1 protein-coding gene is annotated in these 23,507 nt (G+C 72.5%); it reads left to right on the top strand.

Annotated features, from left to right (window positions below; all coding sequences use genetic code 11):
• The first annotated feature begins 20 nt into the window (after positions 1 to 20).
• Positions 21 to 23,495 carry an SDR family NAD(P)-dependent oxidoreductase gene (locus tag ABGB01_RS24890; protein WP_347775947.1) on the top strand — a complete coding sequence of 7,825 codons (23,475 nt, stop codon included), beginning with the start codon at positions 21 to 23 and terminating at the stop codon, positions 23,493 to 23,495.
• Positions 23,496 to 23,507: the final 12 nt, after the last annotated feature.

Here is a 23,507-nt window from a genome sequence, read left to right as displayed (position 1 = left end):
TGCTTCCCCGGACGCTTCATGTGGATGAGCCGTCGCCGCATGTGGACTGGTCGGCGGGTGCGGTGGAGTTGCTGACCGAGGCCCGCCCGTGGGACGAGCTGGACCGTCCCCGCCGCGCCGCCGTGTCGTCCTTCGGCATCAGCGGCACCAACGCCCACGTGATCATCGAACAGGGCGACCCGGTCGTACCCGCCCCCGACGAGGAGTTCGACCTCCCCGCGGTGCCCTGGATCCTGTCCGCCAAGAGCCCCGAGGCGCTGGCCGGGCAGGCCGGACGGCTCGCCGCCTGGGCGACGCCCGACATCCCGGTCACCGCCGCCGGCGCCGCGCTGGCCGCCGGCCGGGCCGCGCTCGACCACCGCGCGGTGATCGTCGGCGGCGAGCGCGACGACCTGCTGGCCGGCCTGCGAGCGCTGGCCGGCGGCTCGGACGCGCCCGGCGTGCTCACCGGCAGCGGCCGGGCCGGCCGGCTCGCCCTGCTCTTCACCGGGCAGGGCAGCCAGCGGCCCGGCATGGGCAGGGAGCTCGCCGAGACGTTCCCCGTGTTCGCCGAGGCACTGGAGGAGGCGTGCGCCCTCCTCGATCCGCAACTGCCGTACCCGCTGCGCGAGGTGATGTTCACCGACCCCGGCGGCGTGCTGAACGAGACCGGGATGACGCAGCCCGCCCTGTTCGCTTTCGAGGTGGCGCTGTACCGGCTGCTGGAGTCGTTCGGCGTGCGGCCGGACGTGCTGATCGGCCACTCGGTGGGCGAGATCGCCGCCGCCCACGTGGCCGGGGTCCTCTCCCTCGCCGACGCCTGCACGCTGATCGCCACGCGGGCCCGGCTCATGGACGCGCTCCCCAAGGACGGCGCGATGCTCGCCATCGCCGCGCCGGAGGCGGACGTCCTGCCGCTGCTCGACGGGTACGAGGACCGCGCCGGCATCGCGGCGGTCAACGGCCCGGCGGCGGTGGTGGTCTCCGGTGACGAGGCGGCCGTCGCGGAGATCGAGAGCCGCGCACAGGTCCGCACCCGCCGGCTACGGGTCTCCCATGCGTTCCACTCGCCATTGATGGAGCCGATGCTCGCCGACTTCGCCGAGGCGATCAGCGGGATCGGCTTCCACGAGCCGACGATCCCCGTCATCTCGAACGTGACGGGCCGCCTGGCCGAGCCCGGGCAACTGACCGACCCTGCCTACTGGGTCGAGCACGTACGCGTCGCGGTGCGGTTCGCCGACGGCGTGGCCGCCGCCGACGCAGCCGTCCTCCTTGAGGTCGGGCCCGACGGCATCCTCACCGGCATGGCCCAGCAGGCGCTCGCCGACGGCGTCTTCATCCCCGCCGCGCGCAGGGACCGCGAGGAGGCCGGCACCTTCGTCCAGGCCCTCGGACGGCTCCACGCCGTCGGCGTCACCGTCGACTGGGACGCCTACTTCGGCGCCGCCCCCGCGCTCCACGTCGACCTGCCCACCTACGCCTTCCAGCGGCAGCGGTACTGGCTGGAGGCGCCCGGCCCCGCCGAACGGCCCACCGAGCACGTCGGGCTGTTCGAGGTCGACTGGGTCCCGGTGCCCGCCACCGGAGCTGCGCCTGCTCCTGGGCCCGCGACCGGGTCCGGCGACGTGGTGTTGCCCTGGGAGAGCCCCGCCGACGACGGTGACGAGCCCGCCCGCGCCCGCGCTGCCGTACTGCGCGTGCTGGCCGCCGTCCAGGAGCGGCTCAGCGGGAACTCGTCCGCGTCCGGCCGCCTCGTGATCGTCACCGAGGGCGCGACCGGCGACACCCCCGACCTCGCCGCCACGGCCGTGTGGGGGCTGGTCCGGTCGGTCCAGACCGAGTACCCGGACCGGTTCGTGCTCCTCGACCACGACGGCCCCACCGAAAACTCGACCGACCGCTCCACCGGCAGCGCCGCCGACGGCATCGTCGCCGCCGCGCTCGCCTACGACGAGCCCCAGCTGGCGATCAGAGCCGGCACGACCCACGTTCCCAGGCTGGCCCGGCGGGACCGGCCGGCGGGCGATTCGCCCTGGAACCCCGACGGCACGGTGCTGGTCACCGGCGGCACCGGCGCGCTGGGCCGTACCGTGACCCGGCATCTCGTCGCCACGCACGGCGTACGGAACCTCGTCCTCGTCACCCGCGACCCGCGCTCGCCCGGCGCGGCGGCGTTGGCCGCCGAGCTGGCCGAGCTCGGCGCGCACGCCGAGCTGGTCGCCTGCGACGTCACCGACAGGGACGCGCTGGCCGGGCTCGTCGGCTCCTGCGAAAACCTGACCGGCGTCGTGCACATCGCCGGCGTCCTCGACGACGGCGTCGTGCCCGCGCTGACGCCCGAACGGCTCGACACCGTGTGGCATACCAAGGCCGGGACGGCCTGGCTCCTGCACGAGCTGACCCGCGACCGCGACCTGTCCGCGTTCGTGTTGTTCTCGTCGGTCGCCGCCACCGTCGGCAGCGCCGGCCAGGCCAACTACGCCGCCGCCAACGCCTTCCTCGACGGCCTCGCCCGGCACCGCCGCGCGCTCGGCCTGCCCGCCACCGCCCTGGCCTGGGGACTGTGGGACAACTCCGCCGGCGGCATGGCCGGGACGCTCGCCACCGCCGACCTCGCCCGGTGGGCCCGGCTCGGCGTCGCCCCGATGCCGCGGGACAAGGCGCTGGAACTTCTCGACTCCGCGCTCGCAGGGAACGCCGTCACGACGGTGCCCGCCCGGCTCAGCCTGGCGGGCGTCGCCGAGCCCGCCCCGGTCATGCTGCGCGCGATGTTGCGCAAGCCGATCGAGCGCCGCGCCGCCGGCGGGCCGGACGAGGTGCCGCTGGCGCAGGCCCTGCGCGGGCAGAGCCCCGAGGAGCAGGAACGTACGCTGCTCGACCTCGTACGCGGCCAGGCGGCCCTGGTGCTCGGGCACGTGACGCCCAACGTCATCAGCGCCACGGGCGCGTTCAAGGAGGCGGGCTTCGACTCGCTGACCGCCGTCGAGCTGCGCAACCGGCTCAACACCGCCACCGGGCTGCACCTGCCCAGCTCCGTGCTGTTCGACTACCCGTCGCCGCAGGCGCTGACCGAGCACCTGCGGACCGAACTGCTCGGCGGGTCCGCCACCACCGCCACGGCGGTCCGTACGACCGGCCACGACGAGCCGATCGCGATCGTCGGCATGGCCTGCCGCTACCCCGGCGGGGTGCGCTCGCCCGAGGACCTGTGGGAGCTGGTGGCGCAGGCCCGCGACGCGGTGGGCGAGTTCCCGACCGACCGCGGCTGGGACCTGGACCGGCTCTTCGACCCCGACCCCGGCAAGCGCGGCACCACCTACACCCGGCACGGCGGCTTCCTCTACGACGCCGCCGACTTCGACGCGGCGTTCTTCGGCATCTCGCCGCGCGAGGCGCTGGCGATGGATCCGCAGCAGCGGTTGTTGCTGGAAGCCTCGTGGGAGGCCCTCGAAGACGCCGGCATCGACCCCGCCACACTGCGCGGCAGCCAGACCGGGGTGTTCACCGGCATCGCGCCCATGGAGTACGGCCCCCGCCGGTACGAGGGCGCCGACCACGTGGAGGGTTACCTCCTCACCGGCGGCCTGGCCAGCGTCGCCTCCGGGCGGGTGTCGTACACGCTGGGGTTCGAGGGCCCGGCGGTGACCGTGGACACCGCGTGCTCGTCGTCGCTGGTGGCGCTGCACCTCGCGGCGCAGGCCCTGCGGTCGGGCGAGTGCGACCTGGCGATGGCCGGGGGCGCGATGGTGATGGCCTCGCCGGGCACGTTCGTGGAGTTCTCGCGCCAGCGCGGCCTGTCCCCTGACGGCCGGTGCAAGGCGTTCTCCGCCGACGCCGACGGCACCGGCTGGAGCGAGGGCGTCGGCGTGCTGCTCGTCGAGCGGCTGTCCGACGCGCGCCGCAACGGCCACCAGGTGCTCGCGGTCATCCGGGGCAGCGCGATCAACCAGGACGGCGCCAGCAACGGCCTGGCCGCTCCCAACGGCCCGTCGCAGCAGCGGGTGATCCGGCAGGCCCTGGCCAACGCGGGCCTGTCGGCGGCGGACGTGGACGTGGTCGAGGCGCACGGCACCGGCACGAAGCTCGGCGACCCGATCGAGGCGCAGGCGCTCATCGCCACCTACGGCCAGGAGCGGCAGGACCAGCCGCTCTGGCTGGGATCGCTGAAGTCCAACCTCGGCCACGCCCAGGCCGCCGCCGGTGTCGCGGGGGTCATCAAGATGGTGATGGCCATGCGGCACGGGGTGCTTCCCCAGACGCTTCATGTGGGTGAGCCTTCCCCGCACGTGGACTGGTCGGCGGGCGCGGTCGAGCTGCTGACCGAGGCCCGCCCGTGGGAGCGGGGAGACCGCCCCCGCCGCGCCGCCGTCTCGTCCTTCGGCGTGAGCGGCACCAACGCCCATGTGATCATCGAGCAGGGCGACCCCCTCGACGAGACCGTCCACGGGGACCGGCGGCTGCCGGTGGTGCCGTGGCTGGTGTCGGCGAAGGATGTGCGGGCGTTGCGGGCGCAGGCCGGCCGGCTTGCGTCGTGGCTGGAGTCGCGGTCGTCGGTGCCGGTGTCGGATGTGGCGTGGTCGTTGGCGACGGGCCGGGCGGTGCTGGAACAGCGTGCGGTCGTCGTGGGCGGCGATCGGGACGAGCTGGTGGCCGGGTTGCGGGCGCTGGCCGGCGATCCCTCCGCTGCGATCTCGGGTGGTGGTTCCGGCGGGAAGCTGGCCCTGCTGTTCGCGGGTCAGGGCAGTCAGCGGGTGGGGATGGGGTCGGTGCTGGTTGAGCACTTCCCGGTGTTCGCGGAGGCGCTGGATGAGATCTGCCGGGTGTTCGAGCCGTTGTTGCCGCATTCGTTGCGTGAGGTGATGTTCGCCGATCCGGACGGTGTGTTGAACGAGACGGGGATGACGCAGCCTGCTCTGTTCGCCTTCGAGGTGGCGCTGTACCGGCTGATCGAGTCGTTGGGTGTGCGGGCGGATGTGCTGGTGGGGCATTCGATCGGGGAGATCGCCGCTGCTCATGTGGCGGGGGTGTTCTCGTTGGAGGATGCGTGCACGCTGGTGGCTGCTCGTGCTCGGTTGATGCAGGCGTTGCCTTCTGGTGGGGCGATGCTGGCCGTCGCGGCGCCTGAGGCGGAGGTTCTGCCGCTTTTGGCTGGTCGTGAGGACCGGGTGGGGATCGCGGCGGTGAACGGTCCGGCTGCGGTGGTGGTGTCCGGTGATGAGGCGGCGATCGCGGAGATCGAGAGCCAGGTGGAGGCGCGGACGCGCAGGTTGCGGGTCTCTCACGCTTTCCATTCGCCGTTGATGGAGCCGATGCTCGCCGACTTCGCGGAGGCGATCAGCGGGATCGGCTTCCACGAGCCGAGCCTGCCGATCGTCTCCAACGTGACGGGTCGTCTGGCCGTGCCTGGACAGCTGACCGATCCCTCGTACTGGGTGGAGCATGTGCGTGGCGCGGTGCGGTTCGGGGATGGGGTGACGGCTGCTGAAGCGACCTGCTTCTTGGAGGTGGGTCCGGATGGGGTGCTGACGGGGCTGGCGCAGCAGAGCGTTGAGGACGCGGTGTTCGTTCCGGCTGTCCGTAAGGACCGGGATGAGGTCCGCGCGCTGGTGGAAGGGCTGGGCCGGCTGCACGTCGAGGGTGTCGCCGTGGACTGGGCGGCGGTGTTGAGGCCGGGCCGGCTGGTGGATCTGCCGACGTACGCCTTCCAGCACGAGCGGTTCTGGCTGGAGTCGGGCAGGTCGGCCGGCGACGTGACGGCCGCCGGGCTGAGCGCGGTGGAGCATCCGATCCTCAGCGCCGCCGTGCCCGCACCCGACTCCGACTCGATCACCCTCACCGGGCGGCTCTCGCTGGCCGCGCTGCCCTGGCTCGCCGATCACGTGGTCAACGGCACGGTCATCCTGCCCGGCACCGCCTTCCTCGAGATCGTGTTGCGGGCCGCCGCGGAGACCGAGGACTGCGAGACGCTCTCCGAGCTGGCCATTCAGGCTCCGCTCGTCATCACGCACGAGCACCCCGTACAACTCCAGGTGGTCATCGACGGCCCGGACGACGGCGGGCGGCGCGGCGTCGCCGTGTACTCCCGCACGGAAGGCGACGCCGCATGGCAGCGGCACGCCCAGGGAACCCTCGGCCCGGTCGCCGCCGAGCCCGCTTTCGACCTCGCGCAGTGGCCGCCGCCCGGCGCGCGGCCCATCGATGTCGGCGCCCTCTACGACGACTTCGCGGTGACGGGCCTGGAGTACGGTGACGCGTTCCAGGGACTGGCGGGCGCCTGGCAGCACGACGGCACGGTCTACGCCGAGATCGCACTGCCCGAGCAGGCACAGGCGGGCGCGGAGCGGTTCGGTTTCCACCCGGCGCTGCTCGACGCCGTGCTGCACTCCATCACGCTGGGGGACCTGCTGCCGCATACCGAGCCGGGCCAGCCGTACCTGCCCTTCGCCTGGTCCGGCGTCTGCCCGCACGCGGCGGGCGGGACGGCGGCACGTGTCCGTACGACGGCGAAAGGGCCGGGCGAGCTGGCGCTGAGCGTCGCGGACCACACCGGCGCGCCCATCCTCACGGTGGACTCGCTGGTGGTCCGGCCCGTCACGACCGCCCTGCGGGCCGGGAGCATCCCGTACACGCTGGACTGGGTGACCTCGACCGCCGCCGGGCCGGAGCCGGAGCGGGTGCTGATGCTCGACGACCTGTCGTCCCTGGGCGAGGCGGTCGGACCTGACCAGGAGGTTCCTGACCTGGTTCTGGCGCCGGTCGGGTCCGGCGAGGGCCGCGACAGGACGTACGAGGTGCTCGCGCTCCTCCAGGAGTGGCTGGCCGAGGAGCGTTTCGCGCGGTCCCGGCTGGCGCTGGTGACCATCGGGGCGGTGAGCGTGACCGACGGCGAGGCGCCGGACCTGTCCACCGCGCCCGTCTGGGGACTGGTGCGCTCGGCCCAGTCCGAGCACGCCGGCCGCTTCGTCCTCGTCGACACCGACGAGCACCCCGATTCTGCGGACACGATGCTGCGTGCCTGCGCGTCCGGCGAGCCGCAGATCGCCCTGCGGCAGGGGCAGATCCACGTCCCCCGCATCGTCCCCGTGACGAGCCCGCCCGCGACCGAGCGTCCGGGTGCGGCGGCAGGCGGAACGGTGCTGCTGACCGGCGGCACAGGAGACCTCGGCGCTCTGGCCGCGCGGCGGCTGGTCACCGAGCACGGCGTACGCCACCTGCTGCTGGCCGGCCGGCGCGGCCCGGCGGCGCCCGGCGCCGGCGACCTGGTGAGCGAGCTGACCGGGCTCGGCGCGCAGGTCACCGTGGCCGCCTGCGACGTGGCGGACCGCGACGAGCTCTCCGCCCTGCTGGCGGGCATCCCCGCCGAACATCCCCTGACGGGCGTCGTGCACCTGGCCGGGATCGTGGCCGACGGCGCCGTGACCTCGCTGACGCCCGACCACGTCGACCGGGTCTTCGGGCCGAAGGCGGACGCGGCCTGGCACCTGCACGAGCTCACCCAGGACCTCGACCTGTCGTTCTTCGTGTTGTACTCGTCGGTCGCCGCCACCGTCGGCAGCGCGGGGCAGGCCAACTACGCGGCCGCCAACGCGTACCTGGACGCCCTGGCCCTGCACCGCCGGGCCCGGGGACTGCCGGCCGTCTCCCTCCAGTGGGGGCTGTGGGAGTCCGACAACGGCATGGCCGGCGCGCTCAGCCAGCTCGACGTGGCGCGGCTCAGCAGGGTCGGGCTCGCGCCGCTTCCCGTGGCGGAGGGCATGTCCCTGTTCGACGCCGCGATCGCCCTCGACAAGCCCGTGCAGATCGTGGCCCGCCTGGACACGGCCGCGCTGCGCCGCCAGGACGAGGTCCCCGCGGTCTTCCGCGCCCTGGTCAAGGCGCCGGCGCGGAAGACGGCCGCGGCCAGGCCCGCGAGCGCGCGGGCCGACAAGGGCGCGCTGCTGTCGCTCATCCGGACGAACGTCGCGCACGTGCTCGGCCACGCCAACGCCGACACCGTGGACACCGGCACCGCGTTCAAGGACCTCGGCTTCGACTCGCTGAGCTCCGTCGAGCTGCGCAATCGGCTCAACACCGCCACCGGCCTGCGGCTGCCCGCCACGCTGCTGTTCAACTTCCCCACCCCCGGCGAGCTGGCCGAGCACCTGTACGCGCAGCTCAGCGGCGCCTCCAGGGCCGAGCAGGCGACCGTGCGGACCGCGCCCGCCGACGAGCCCATCGCGATCGTCGGCATGGCCTGCCGCTATCCCGGCGGCGTGGCCTCCCCCGAGGACCTCTGGCGGCTGCTCACCCAGGCGGGCGACGCCATCACCACCTTCCCCGACAACCGTGGCTGGGACCTGGAGAGCCTGTACGATCCCGACCCCGGCCACCACGGCACCAGCTACGCCCGCGAGGGCGGCTTCCTGCACGACGCCGACCGCTTCGACCCCGGGCTCTTCGGCATCTCGCCACGCGAGGCGACCGCGATGGACCCGCAGCAGCGGCTGCTGCTCGAAACGTCGTGGGAGGCGATCGAGCGGGCCGGGATCAGCCCGAAGGCCATGCGCGGCAGCCGCACCGGCGTGTTCGCCGGCGTGATGTACCACGACTACGGCACCCGCCTGCCGCAGGCGCCGGACGGATTCGAAGGGTTCGTGCTCAACGGCAGCGCGGGCAGCATCGCCTCCGGCCGGGTCGCGTACACGTTCGGCCTGGAAGGGCCGGCGGTGACCGTGGACACGGCCTGCTCGTCGTCGCTGGTGGCGCTGCACCTGGCGGCGCAGTCGCTGCGGTCGGGCGAATGCGACCTCGCCCTCGCCGGCGGCGTGACGGTGATGGCCACGCCCAACGTCTTCGTGGAGTTCTCCCGGCAGCGCGGCCTGTCGGCCGACGGCCGGTGCAGGGCGTTCTCCGCTGACGCCGACGGCACCGGCTGGGGTGAGGGCGCGGGCATGCTGCTGGTCGAGCGGCTGTCGGACGCCCAGCGCAACGGGCACCACATCCTCGCCGTCGTACGCGGGACCGCGATCAACCAGGACGGCGCCAGCAACGGCCTGACCGCCCCGAACGGCCCCTCCCAGGAACGCGTGATCCGGCAGGCTCTGGCGAACGCCGGCTTGTCGGTCGCCGACGTGGACGTGGTGGAGGCGCACGGCACCGGCACGAAGCTCGGTGACCCGATCGAGGCGCAGGCCATTCTCGCCACGTACGGGCAGGACCGGGAGCAGCCGCTCTGGCTTGGCTCGCTGAAGTCGAACATCGGTCACACGCAGGCCGCCGCCGGTGTGGGCGGGGTCATCAAGATGGTGATGGCCATGCGGCACGGGGTGCTGCCCCAGACGCTGCACGCCGACGAGCCTTCTCCGCACGTGGACTGGTCGGCGGGCGCGGTGGAGCTGCTGACCGAGGCCCGCCCGTGGGAGCGGGGAGACCGGCCGCGCCGGGCCGGCGTCTCGTCGTTCGGCGTCAGCGGCACCAACGCGCACGTGATCGTCGAGCAGGGCCCGGCCGTTCCCGAGCCCGCCGACGCGCCCGTCCTGCCCGCCGTGCCGTGGTTGATCTCGGCTAACGACGCCGGCGCGCTGCACGAACAGGCGGGCCGGCTCGCCGCCTGGGCTTCGGCGAACGACGTCGAACCCGCCGTCGCCGGTAAGGCGCTGGTCTCCGCGCGGTCCATGCTGGAGCAGCGTGCGGTGGTGGTGGGTGTTGATCGGGACGAGTTGGTGGCCGGGTTGCGGGCGCTGGCCGGCGATCCCTCCGCTGGGATCTCGGGTGGTGGTTCTGGCGGGAAGCTGGCGTTGTTGTTCGCGGGTCAGGGCAGTCAGCGCATCGGTATGGGGGTTTCCCTCGTCGAGGCGTTCCCGGTGTTCGCGGAGGCGCTGGATGAGATCTGCCGGGTGTTCGAGCCGTTGTTGCCGCATTCGTTGCGTGAGGTGATGTTCAGCGATCCCGAGGGTGTGTTGAACGAGACGGGGATGACGCAGCCTGCTCTGTTCGCCTTCGAGGTGGCGTTGTATCGGTTGCTGGCTTCGTTGGGTGTGCGGGCGGATGTGCTGGTGGGGCATTCGATCGGGGAGATCGCCGCTGCTCATGTGGCGGGGGTGTTCTCGTTGGAGGATGCGTGCACGCTGGTGGCTGCTCGTGCTCGGTTGATGCAGGCGTTGCCTTCGGGTGGGGCGATGCTGGCCGTCGCGGCGCCTGAGGCGGAGGTTCTGCCGCTTTTGGCTGGTCGTGAGGACCGGGTGGGGATCGCGGCGGTGAACGGTCCGGCTGCGGTGGTGGTCTCTGGTGATGAGGCGGCGATCGCGGAGATCGAGAGCCGGGCGCAGGTGCGGACGCGCAGGTTGCGGGTCTCTCACGCTTTCCATTCGCCGTTGATGGAGCCGATGCTCGCCGACTTCGCCGAGGCGATCAGCGGGATCGGCTTCCACGAGCCCACGATTGCGGTCATTGCGAATGTGACGGGTTGTCTGGCCGAGCCTGGACAGCTGACCGATCCCTCGTACTGGGTCGAGCACGTACGCGGCGCGGTGCGGTTCGCGGATGGGGTGACGGCTGCTGAGGCGACCCACTTCCTGGAGGTGGGTCCGGATGGGGTGCTGACGGGGCTGGCGCAGCAGAGTGTTGAGGACGCGGTGTTCGTTCCGGCTGTCCGTAAGGACCGGGACGAGGTCCGGGCGCTGGTCGAAGGGCTGGGCCGGCTGCACGTCGAGGGCGTCACCGTGGACTGGGACGCCTACTTCGCCGGCGTCCCCACCCGGTTCGTCGACCTGCCCACCTACGCCTTCCAGCGCCGCCGGTACTGGCTCGACGCCGGCTACGCCACCGGCGACGTCGCCTCGGGCGGCGGGCTGGCGGCCGTGGACCACCCGCTGCTGACCGCCACCGTGCCCGCCCCCGGAACCGGCACCCTCACGCTCATCGGCCGCCTGTCGCTGGCCGAACAGCCGTGGCTGGCCGATCACGTGGTGGCCGGCCAGGTGATCGTGCCGGGGACGGCGCAGGTGGAGCTCGCCGTACGGGCCGGCGACGAGACCGGCTGCTCGACGCTCGACGAGCTCACCCTCCAGGCGCCGATGGTCCTGCCGGAGCGGGGGAGCCTGCATCTCCAGGTGGTGGTGACCGAGCCCGACGAAATCGGCCGCCGCCAGGTGACCATCTACTCCAGGGCGGAGGAGAGCACCGACTGGCGGCAGAACGCCCAGGGCGTGCTCACCCAGGCCGTCCCCGCGCCGGGCTTCGACCTCGCGCAGTGGCCGCCGCCCGGCGCTCGGCCCATCGACACCGGCGGCGTCTATGACGACCTGGCCGCGACCGGCATGGAGTACGGCGACACCTTCCAGTGCCTCCAGAACGTCTGGCGGGGGGACGGCGCCGTCTACGCCGAGATCGCCCTGCCGGAGACGGCCCAGGCCGAGGCCCGGCGCTTCGGGCTGCACCCGGCGCTCCTGGACGCGTCCCTCCACGCCATCCCCATGGCCGGTCTGCTGCCGCAGGCCGAGCCCGGACGGCCGTACGTCCCGTTCTCCTGGAACCAGGTGGCGCTGCACGCGGATGGCGCGGCGGTCCTGCGGGTCAGGATCGCCCCCACGGGCAACGACGGTGTGGTCGCCCTGACCATGGCCGACACCGCCGGGACGCCCGTCATGGAGGTCGGCTCGGTGACGCTCCGCCCGAGCTCCGCCGTACTGGAGGTGGCCCGTCACGACAGCCTGTACACGATCGGCTGGGTACGGCCCGCCGGCCGCGCGGCGCAGCCCGAGCCGCCGTACGAGATCTTCGACGTGCCGGTGCCCGAGACGCCGGCCCCGGACACGATCAGACGGGCCACGCACGACGTGCTGGCCGCGCTGCAGGAGTTCGGCGCCGCCGACCAGCCGGGGCTGCGGCTGGTGGTCGTCACGCGCGGGGCCTTCGCGGTGGGACAGGACGATGTCCCGAACCCGGCGCAGGCGGCGGCGTGGGGTCTGGTGCGGGCCGCGCAGTCCGAGCAGCCGGACCGGTTCGTGCTCCTGGACCTGGACGCGGACACCGACCCCGCGGATGTGGTGACCCAGGCGCTGGCTACCGGCGAGTCGCAGGTCGCGGTGCGGGACGGCCGGCTGCTGGTGCCGCGTGTGAGCCGGGTCGCGGACCTGGCTGATCGCGAGCCGGCGTTCGGGCCCGAGGGCACGGTGCTGGTCACCGGTGGCACGGGTGGGCTGGGCGCGCTGGTGGCGCGTCACCTGGTGGCCGAGCACGAGGTCAGGAACCTGCTGCTGGTCAGCCGGCGCGGGCTCGACGCGCCCGGCGCGGCCGAGCTGGTGGCGGAGCTGTCGGAGCTGGGCGCCGAGGTGGACGTGGCCGCATGCGACGTGGCAGACCGTGACGCGCTCGCCCAGCTGCTGGAGACTGTGGACGAGCTGGCGGGCGTGGTGCACACGGCCGGCGTCCTGGACGACGGAGTCATCGCCTCTCTCACTCCCGAGCGCCTGGACGCCGTACTCAAGCCCAAGACCGACGCCGCCTGGCACCTGCACGAGCTCACGCAGCATCTCGATCTGAGAGCGTTCGTGCTGTTCTCCTCCATCTCCGGGGTGCTCGGCAGCGCCGGTCAGGGCAACTACGCCGCCGCCAACACGTCGCTGGACGCGCTGGCCCAGCTGCGGCAGGCCCAAGGGCTTCCGGCCACCTCGCTGGCCTGGGGTCTGTGGGCGACCGGCGGCATGGCGGGCGAGCTCGACGCGTCCGACCTGCGCCGCCTCGAACGCGGCGGCATCATGCCCATGCCCGTCGCCGACGGGCTCGCCCTGTTCGACGTCGCGGTCCGCGCACAACACCCCGTCCTGGTCCCGGCCGTGCTGAGCATCCCGGCTCTCCAGGCCCAGGCACAGGCGGGTACGCTGCCCTCGCTCCTGCACGGGTTGGTCCGCGTGCCCATGCGCAGGACGAGTACGGTGGGCACGAACCCGACCGACCTCCTCCAGCTGGTCCGCACCCATGCGGCGACCGTGCTCGGCTTCGACGGCGCGGAGGCGGTCGAGCCGACCAAACGGTTCCAGGAGCTCGGCTTCGACTCCCTGACGGCCGTCGAGTTCCGCAACCAGTTGAACGCGGCCACCGGGCTGCGCCTGCCGGCCACCCTCGTCTTCGACTGCCCGACGGCCGAGGCCGTGGCGCAGTTCGTGGCCGGCGAGCTGGCCGGCGGGCAGACGGCGCAGGCCGTGGCCGCCGCTCCCGCGACGGTCGACGAGCCGATCGCGATCGTGGGGATGGCGTGCCGCTATCCGGGTGGCGTGGTGTCGCCGGAGGATCTGTGGGAGCTGGTGGCGCAGGCTCGCGACGGGGTGGGGGAGTTCCCCGCCGACCGTGGCTGGGACCTGGACAAGCTCTACGACCCCGACCCGGACAGCCGGGGCACCTCGTACGCCCGGCACGGCGGCTTCCTATATGACGCGGCTGAGTTCGATCCGGGGTTCTTCGAGATCTCTCCGCGCGAAGCCCTCGCCATGGACCCGCAGCAGCGGCTGCTGCTGGAGACGTCGTGGGAGGCCATCGAGCGGGCCGGGATCAGCCCGACCCGGTTGCGCGGCAGCCGGACCGGCGTGTTCGCCGGCGTCATGTACCACGACTACGCGCCCCAGCTGTCGGCTGTGCCAGGCGAGCTCGAAGGGCTCATCGGCACGGGCAGCTCGGGCAGCATCGCCTCCGGCCGGGTGTCCTACAGCCTGGGCCTGGAAGGCCCCGCCGTCACGGTCGACACGGCCTGCTCCTCCTCGCTGGTGGCCCTGCACCTGGCAGTCCAGGCGTTGCGGTCGGGCGAGTGCGACCTGGCGCTGGCCGGCGGCGTGACCGTGATGGCCACACCCGGCACCTTCATCGAGTTCTCGCGCCAGCGCGGCCTGTCCCCTGACGGCCGGTGCAAGGCGTTCTCCGCCGACGCCGACGGCACCGGCTGGGGCGAGGGCGTCGGCATGCTCCTTGTGGAGCGGCTGTCCGACGCGGAACGTAACGGGCACCAGGTGCTCGCCGTGGTGCGGGGCAGTGCGGTCAACCAGGACGGCGCCAGCAACGGCCTGACCGCTCCGAACGGGCCCTCGCAGCAGCGGGTGATCAGGCAGGCCCTGGCCAACGCCGGGCTGTCGGCGGCCGACGTGGACGCGGTCGAGGCGCACGGCACCGGTACGAAGCTCGGCGACCCGATCGAGGCGCAGGCGCTCATCGCCACCTACGGGCAGGACCGGCAGGAGCCGCTCTGGCTCGGATCGGTGAAGTCCAACATCGGCCACACGCAGGCCGCCGCCGGTGTGGGCGGTGTGATCAAGATGGTCATGGCGCTGCGCAACGGCATGCTTCCCCGGACGCTTCACGTGGGCGAGCCGTCGCCGCACGTGGACTGGTCGGCCGGTTCGGTCGAGTTGCTCACCGAGGCCCGCCCGTGGGACCAGGCAGACCGCCCCCGCCGCGCCGCCGTCTCGTCCTTCGGAATCAGCGGCACGAACGCTCACGTGATCATCGAGCAGGGCCCGGTCGCGGAGCCGGAGCCCGAGCCGGTGGGACAGATGCCGGTGGTGCCGTGGCTGGTGTCGGCGAAGGATGCGCGGGCGCTGGGGGCGCAGGCCGGTCGGCTCGCGTCGTGGATCACGGCGCGGCCGGAGCTGGACCCGGCGGATGTGGCGTGGTCGCTGGCGGCGGGCCGGGCGGTGCTGGAGCAGCGTGCGGTGGTGGTGGGTGTTGATCGGGACGAGTTGGTGGCTGGGTTGCGGGCGCTGGCCGGCGATCCCTCCGCTGGGATCTCGGGTGGTGGTTCTGGCGGGAAGCTGGCGTTGTTGTTCGCGGGTCAGGGTAGCCAGCGCATCGGTATGGGGGTTTCCCTCGTCGAGGCGTTCCCGGTGTTCGCGGAGGCGCTGGACGAGATCTGCCGGGTGTTCGAGCCGTTGTTGCCGCATTCGTTGCGTGAGGTGATGTTCGCCGATCCGGACGGTGTGTTGAACGAGACGGGGATGACGCAGCCTGCGTTGTTCGCCTTCGAGGTGGCGCTGTACCGGCTGATCGAGTCGTTGGGTGTGCGGGCGGATGTGCTGGTGGGGCATTCGATCGGGGAGATCGCCGCTGCTCATGTGGCGGGGGTGTTCTCGTTGGAGGGTGCGTGCACGCTGGTGGCTGCTCGTGCTCGGTTGATGCAGGCGCTTCCTTCGGGTGGGGCGATGCTGGCCGTCGCCGCCCGTGAGGCGGACGTTCTGCCGTTGCTGGCTGGTCGTGAGGACCGGGTGGGGATCGCGGCGGTGAACGGTCCGGCTGCGGTGGTGGTCTCTGGTGATGAGGCGGCCATCGCGGAGATCGAGAGCCGGGCGCAGGTGCGGACGCGCAGGTTGCGGGTGTCGCATGCGTTCCATTCGCCGTTGATGGAGCCGATGCTGGCCGACTTCGCCGAGGCGATCAGCGGGATCGGCTTCCACGAGCCGAGCCTGCCGATCGTCTCCAACGTGACGGGTCGTCTGGCCGTGCCTGGCCAGCTGACCGATCCCTCGTACTGGGTGGAGCATGTGCGTGGCGCGGTGCGGTTCGCGGATGGGGTGACGGCTTGCGGGGCGACCTGCTTCTTGGAGGTGGGTCCGGATGGGGTGCTGACGGGGCTGGCGCAGCAGAGTGTCGAGGACGCGGTGTTCGTTCCGGCTGTCCGTAAGGACCGGGATGAGGTTCGGGCGCTGGTGGAAGGGCTGGGCCGGCTGCACGTTCACGGCATCGGCGTGGACTGGGAAGCGGTCCTCGGCTCGGGCCGGTTCGTGGACCTGCCGACCTACGCCTTCCAGCACGAGCGGTTCTGGGTGCCGGTCAGCCCTGACTCCGGTGACGTGGACGCCGCCGGACTGGGCGCCATCGACCATCCGGTGCTTCGTGCCGCCATCTCCGCACCGGACTCCGACACCCACACCTTCACGGGCCGGTTGTCGCTCGCCGCGCAGCCGTGGCTGGCCGACCACCAGGTCAACGGCCGGGTGGTGGTGCCGGGCGCGGCGCTGGTGGAGCTGGCGCTCCGTGCCGGCCAGGAACTGGACTCCCCGCACCTGCTCGAACTGACCCTCCAGGCGCCCCTTCTGGTGCCGGCCGACGGCGGAGTACACGTGCAGTTGGTGGCCGGGCCATGTGATGAGTCGGGTGGCCGCCAGGTGAGCATCCACTCCCGCAACGCCAACGCGGGCGAGTGGGTCCGGCACGGGCAGGGCATCCTGGCAGGCCGGACGGAGCAGCCGCTGCTCGGGCCGGCACAATGGCCGCCGGCCGGTGCCCGGCCGATCGACGTCGAGCAGCTGTACGACGATCTGGCCGTGTCAGGCCTTGAGTACGGGCCGCTGTTCCAGGGTTTGGTGGCTGCCTGGCAGGACGGGGACGCGGTGTTCGCCGAGATCGTCCTTCCCGAGCAGGCGCACGCCGATGCGGGACGGTTCGGGTTGCACCCGGCGCTGCTGGACGCGTCGCTGCATGCCGCAGCCCTGGGCGATCTGGTGCCGAGAGCGGAGCCGGGGCGACCGTATCTCCCCTTCGCCTGGAGCGGCGTGTCGCTGCAAGCGGCGGGCGCGACCGGCCTGCGGGTCAAGGTCAGCCGCGGAGCCACGGACGCGAGCATCACGTTGGGCATCGCGGACGAGGCCGGTGCCCCGGTGGCCGAGATCGACACGCTCACCCTGAGGCCCGTGTCGACGGCCGAGCTCAGCGCGTCAGAAAGCCAGGGCCTGCTGCACCAGCTCGAGTGGACCGCGGCCCCGGCCGCCGCACAGGACGCGCCCCGGTGGCTCGTGCTGGGGACCGACGACCTGGGCACCGGGGCAGAGATCCACCCGCATCTGGCCTCCATCGACGCGGCGGACGTCCCGGACGCGGTCGTGACCCGCTGCGCGGGCGCGGAGCTGCACGCCACGACCCACGCGGCGCTGGCGCTGGTACAGGAATGGCTCGCCGACGAGCGCCTGGCGTCGTCGCGGCTGGTCGTCGTCACCCGTGGCGCTGTGGCCGTGAACGCGGACGAGGACGTGGACCTGGGCCTGGCGCCCGTGTGGGGCCTGGTGCGGGCCGCGCAGTCCGAGCAGCCCGGCCGGCTCGTACTCCTGGACGCCGACACCGAGCGGCTGGACGCCGAGACGGTCGGCCAGGCGCTGGCGACCGGCGAGTCGCAGGTCGCGGTGCGGGACGGTCGGCTGCTGGTGCCGCGTGTGAGCCGGGTCGCGGACCTGGCTGATCGCGAGCCGGTGTTCGGGCCCGAGGGGACCGTGCTGGTGACCGGCGGGACCGGTGGGCTGGGCGCGCTGGTGGCCCGTCACCTGGTGGCCGAGCACGAGGTCAGGAACCTGCTGCTGGTCAGCCGGCGCGGGTTCGACGCGCCCGGTGTGGCCGAGTTGGTGGCGGAGTTGTCGGAGCTGGGCGCCCGGGTGGACGTGGCGGCCTGCGACGTGGCCGACCGTGACGCGCTCGCCCGGGTACTGGAGGGCGTGGACGAGCTGGCCGGCGTGGTGCACACGGCCGGCGTCCTGGACGACGGAGTCATCGCGTCCCTCACCCCCGAACGCATGGACGCGGTGCTGAGGCCCAAGGCCGACGCCGCCCGCCACCTGCACGAGCTCACGCAGCATCTCGACCTGACTGCGTTCGTGTTGTTCTCCTCGCTGGCCGGGGTGCTGGGCAGCGCGGGCCAGGCCAACTACGCCGCGGCCAACACCTACCTGGACGCCCTGGCGCACCACCGCAGAGTGCACGGCCTGCTGGCCACCTCGCTGGCCTGGGGCCTGTGGGCGACCGGCGGCATGGCGGGCGAGCTCGACGAGTCCGACCTGCGCCGCATGGAGCGCGCGGGGGTGAAGCCACTGTCCATCGACGACGGGCTGGCCCTCTTCGACACCGCCGTGTCCTCGGGCAGGGCCGCGCTGATCCCCGCGCGGTTCGTCCAGACCCGGGCCGGCAGCCGCCCTGCGGTGCGCCGCGCGGGTTCGTCCGGCGGGCTCGCGCAGCGCCTGGCCGCGCTGAGCCCAGCAGAACGCCTGACGGCGCTCTCGGACCTCGTACGCGCCACCGCGGCCACGGTCCTCGGCTTCGCGGACGGGTCGGCGATCGACCGGCAACGCCAGTTCCAGGAACTCGGCTTCGACTCCCTGACGGCCGTCGAGTTCCGCAACCAGCTCACGGCGGCCACCGGGCTGCCGCTCCCGGCCACGCTCATCTTCGACTACCCGACCGCTGAGACGGTGGCGGAGTTCCTGGCGGACGAACTGTTCGGCGGGCAGGCGGCGCAGGCCGTCGTGGCGGCCACCGTGGTCGACGAGCCGATCGCGATCGTGGGAATGGCCTGTCGCTATCCCGGCGGCGTGCTGTCGCCGGAGGACCTGTGGACGCTGGTCGCACAGGCCCAGGACGCCATCGGGGACTTCCCCGCCGACCGCGGCTGGGACGTCGAAGGAGTGTACGGGCCGGAGCCCGGCACGCCGGGGAAGACCTACACCCGCCAGGGCGGGTTCCTGTATGACGCGGCTGAGTTCGATCCGGGGTTTTTCGGGATTTCGCCGCGTGAGGCGTTGGCGATGGATCCGCAGCAGCGGTTGTTGCTGGAGGCGTCGTGGGAGGCGGTTGAGCGGGCGGGGATTGATCCGGTGGGGTTGCGGGGGAGTCGGACGGGTGTGTTTGCGGGGGTGATGTATCACGATTATGGGTTGGGGACGCCGGCGAATACCAGTGGTGGGAGTTTGGTGTCGGGCCGGGTGTCGTACACGTTGGGGCTTGAGGGTCCGGCGGTGACGGTGGATACGGCGTGTTCGTCGTCGTTGGTGGCGTTGCATTGGGCGGCGCAGGCGTTGCGGTCGGGTGAGTGTGATCTGGCGTTGGCCGGTGGTGTGACGGTGATGTCGACGCCGGGGATGTTCATTGAGTTTTCGCGGCAGCGGGGGTTGGCTGCGGATGGGCGGTGTAAGGCGTTCTCGGCTGGTGCTGATGGCACGGGGTGGGGTGAGGGCGTTGGTGTGTTGTTGGTGGAGCGGTTGTCGGATGCTCGCCGTAACGGTCATCGGGTGCTGGCGGTGGTGCGGGGGAGTGCGGTCAATCAGGATGGTGCGAGTAACGGGATCACGGCTCCGAATGGTCCTTCGCAGCAGCGGGTGATCCGGCAGGCTTTGGCGAACGCCGGCTTGTCGGTCGCCGACGTGGACGTGGTGGAGGCGCACGGCACCGGTACGAAGCTCGGTGACCCGATCGAGGCGCAGGCCATTCTCGCCACGTACGGGCAGGACCGGGAGCAGCCGCTCTGGCTGGGGTCGCTGAAGTCGAACATCGGTCACACGCAGGCCGCCGCCGGTGTGGGCGGGGTCATCAAGATGGTCATGGCGCTGCGCAACGGCATGCTTCCCCAAACCCTGCACGCCGACGAGCCTTCTCCGCACGTGGACTGGTCTGCGGGTGCGGTGAAGCTGCTGACCGAGGCGCAGCCGTGGCAGGAGAACGGGCATGCTCGCCGGGCCGCTGTGTCGTCGTTCGGGATCAGTGGCACGAACGCTCACGTGATCATCGAGCAGGGCCCGGTCACGGAGCCGGAATCGGAACGTCCTGGCGAGCGGCCGGTCGTGCCGCTGCTGGTGTCGGCGAAGAGCCCGGAGGCGCTTGAGGCGCAGGCCGACCGGCTCGCGTCGTGGATCACGGCGCGGCCGGAGCTCGACCCGGCGGATGTGGCGTGGTCGCTGGCGGCGGGCCGGGCGGTGCTGGAGCAGCGTGCGGTGGTGGTGGGTGCTGATCGGGACGAGTTGGTGGCTGGGTTGCGGGCGCTGGCCGGCGATCCCTCCGCTGGGATCTCGGGTGGTGGTTCTGGCGGGAAGCTGGCGTTGTTGTTCGCGGGTCAGGGTAGCCAGCGCATCGGTATGGGGGTTTCCCTCGTCGAGGCGTTCCCGGTGTTCGCGGAGGCGCTGGATGAGATCTGCCGGGTGTTCGAGCCGTTGTTGCCGCATTCGTTGCGTGAGGTGATGTTCGCCGATCCGGACGGTGTGTTGAACGAGACGGGGATGACGCAGCCTGCTCTGTTCGCCTTCGAGGTGGCGCTGTACCGGCTGATCGAGTCGTTGGGTGTGCGGGCGGATGTGCTGGTGGGGCATTCGATCGGGGAGATCGCCGCTGCTCATGTGGCGGGGGTGTTCTCGTTGGAGGGTGCGTGCACGCTGGTGGCTGCTCGTGCTCGGTTGATGCAGGCGTTGCCTTCGGGTGGGGCGATGCTGGCCGTCGCGGCGCCTGAGGCGGAGGTTCTGCCGCTTTTGGCTGGTCGTGAGGACCGGGTGGGGATCGCGGCGGTGAACGGTCCGGCTGCGGTGGTGGTGTCTGGTGATGAGGCGGCGATCGCGGAGATCGAGGGCCGGGCGCAGGTGCGGACGCGCAGGTTGCGGGTGTCGCATGCGTTCCATTCGCCGTTGATGGAGCCGATGCTGGCCGACTTCGCGGAGGCGATCAGCGGGGTCACGTTCTGCGAGCCGAGCCTGCCGATCGTCTCCAACGTGACGGGGCGTCTGGCCGTGCCTGGTCAGCTGACTGACCCTGCTTACTGGGTGGAGCATGTGCGTGGCGCGGTGCGGTTCGCGGATGGGGTGACGGCTGCTGAAGCGACCTGCTTCTTGGAGGTGGGTCCGGATGGGGTGCTGACGGGGCTGGCGCAGCAGAGTGTTGAGGACGCGGTGTTCGTTCCGGCTGTCCGTAAGGACCGGGACGAGGTCCGCGCGCTGGTCGAGGCGCTGGGCCGGCTGCACGTTGAGGGTGTCGCCGTGGACTGGACGGCGGCGCTGGCCCCGGGCCGGCTGGTGGATCTGCCGACGTATGCGTTCCAGCATGAGCGGTTCTGGGTGCCGGCGGTTCTGGAGGCGCAGGACGTGGGCGCGGCCGGGCTGGGCGCCATCGACCATCCGTTGTGGAGCGCGGTGACGGAGGTCGCCGGTGGGGAGTCGGTGGTCTTCTCGGGCCGGTTGTCGCTTGACGGGCAGGCGTGGCTGGTTGATCACCAGGTGGATGGCCGGGTGGTGGTGCCGGGGGCGGCGCTGGTGGAGCTGGCGTTGCGGGCCGGTCAGGAGCTGGGGTGTGCGCGGCTGGTCGAGTTGACCATGCAGGCGCCGTTGGTGGTGCCTGGTGGGCCGGGGGTGGATGTCCAGCTGGTGGCCGGTCCGTGTGACGACGGTGGTGGCCGCCAGGTGGGCCTGTACTCGCGTGAGGGCCAGGCCGAGTGGACGCTGCACGCACAGGGGGTGCTGGCTGAGGAGGGTGAGCAGCCGGTTCCGGTTGCGGGGCAGTGGCCGCCGGCCGGTGCCCGGCCGATCGATGTCGAGCATCTGTATGACGACATGGCGGCGATCGGGCTGGAGTACGGGCCGCTGTTCCAGGGGCTGGTGGCCGCCTGGCAGCACGACGGCACGGTCTACGCCGAGATCGCACTGCCCGAGCAGGGGCACGCCGATGCGGGACGGTTCGGGTTGCACCCGGCGCTGCTGGACGCGTCGCTGCATGCCGCAGCCCTGGGCGATCTGGTGCCGAGAGCGGAAGGGCGGCCGTATCTGCCGTTCGCCTGGAGCGGCGTGTCGCTGCACGCGGCGGGCGCGACCGGCCTGCGGGTCAAGGTCACCCGCGGCTCCTCCGAGACCAGCATCACGTTGAGCATCACCGACGAGACCGGCACCCCCGTGGCCGAGATCGACACGCTGACCCTGCGCGCCCTGTCCACCGAACTCACGGCGGGCAATCTGACGTCCCTGCACCAGCTCGAGTGGACCGCGGCCCCGGCCGCCACCGAGCAGGACGCGGCCCGGTGGGTCGTGCTGGGGACCGACGACCTGGGCACGGGGGCGGGGGTCCACCCGGATCTGGCCTCCATCGACGCGGCGGACGTCCCGGACGCGGTCGTGACCCGCTGCGCGGGTGCGGACCTGCACGCCACGACCCACGCGGCGCTGGCCCTGGTGCAGGAGTGGCTGGCTGACGAGCGCCTGGCGTCGTCGCAGCTGGTGATCGTCACCCGCCAGGCCGTCGCGGCGGCCGGGGACGACGTTCCCGACCCGGCGCAGGCGGCGGTGTGGGGCCTGGTGCGGGCCGTGCAGTCGGAGCAGCCCGGCCGGGTCGTGCTCCTGGACGCCGGCGCCGAGCGGCCGGACGCCGACAGCGAGCGGCAGGACATCAACAGCGAGTGGCTGGACGCCGAGACGGTGGGCCGGGCGCTGGCGACCGGCGAATCCGAGATCGCCGTCCGGGACGGCAGGCTCCTGACACCGAAGTTGAGCCGCGCGACGGACCTGGAGCAGCACGAGCCGGTGTTCGGCGCGGACGGCACGGTGCTGATCACGGGCGGCACGGGCGGGCTGGGCGCGCTGGTGGCCCGTCACCTGGTGACCGAGCACGACGTACGGCACCTGCTGCTGGTCAGCCGGCGCGGCCCGGACGCGCCCGGCGCGGCCGAACTGGCGACCGAGCTGTCCGAGCTGGGCGCCGAGGTGAACGTGGCGGCCTGCGACGTGGCCGACCGCGAGGCGCTCGCCCGGGTGCTGGAGAGTGTGGACGAGCTGGTGGGCGTGGTGCACACGGCCGGCGTCCTGGACGACGGCGTCATCGCCGCCCAGACCGCCGACCGCCTGGACGCCGTACTCCGGCCCAAGGCCGATGCCGCCTGGCACCTGCACGAGCTCACGCAGCATCTCGATCTGAGAGCGTTCGTGTTGTTCTCCTCGCTGGCCGGGGTGCTGGGCACCGCGGGCCAGGCCAACTACGCCGCGGCCAACGCCTACCTGGACGCCCTGGCGCACCACCGCGCGGCGCGGGACCTGGCGGCCACCTCGCTGGCCTGGGGTCTCTGGACGACCAGCGGCATGGCGGGCGAGCTCAACGCAGCGGACCTGCGCCGCATGGAGCGCGCGGGCGTGCGGCCGCTACCCACCGAGGAGGGGCTGGCGCTCTTCGACCTCGGCGTGCGCTCCGGCCGTCCAGTGCTGGTCCCGGCGAAGTTCACCAAGGCCAGGAACCGCACCAGACCCCGCCGTACGCGGCCGGGCCAGGGGCTGGCGGAACGGCTCGCCACGATGGAACCGGCCCGGATCGAGGCGACCCTGTCCGAGGTCGTCAGGGGCCAGGTGGCCGCGGTGCTCGGGTTCGCCGACGAGTCGGCGATCGAGCCGCAACGCCAGTTCCAGGAGCTCGGCTTCGACTCGCTGACCGCGGTGGAGCTGCGCAACCAGCTCAACACCGCCACCGGCCTGCAACTCCCGGCCACGCTCATCTTCGACTATCCGACTCCCCACGACCTGACGCGGTTCGTCCTGGAGCAGCTCTTCCCGGCCGTCGCGGCGGGCACAGCCGAGCCCGCCGACCCACGCAGCGACGCCGAGGTGCGGCAGCTCCTGACGACCATCCCGATCGAACGACTGCGTGCGGCCGGGTTGCTGGACAGCCTCTTCCGCCTGGCCGGCCCGGAGGACGAGGAGACGAACGGCAGGACCGAGGAGATCGACAGCATGGACGCCGACCTCCTGATTCAGCTCGCCCTTGAAGGCGGGAGTTCCTAGTCAAAAGGGAAA

The sequence above is a fragment of the Nonomuraea sp. B5E05 genome, assembly GCF_039880665.1.
Taxonomy (GTDB): domain Bacteria; phylum Actinomycetota; class Actinomycetes; order Streptosporangiales; family Streptosporangiaceae; genus Nonomuraea.
Note: the sequence above shows the minus strand (reverse complement) of the source record. Positions and strands in the feature narration are given on the sequence as shown.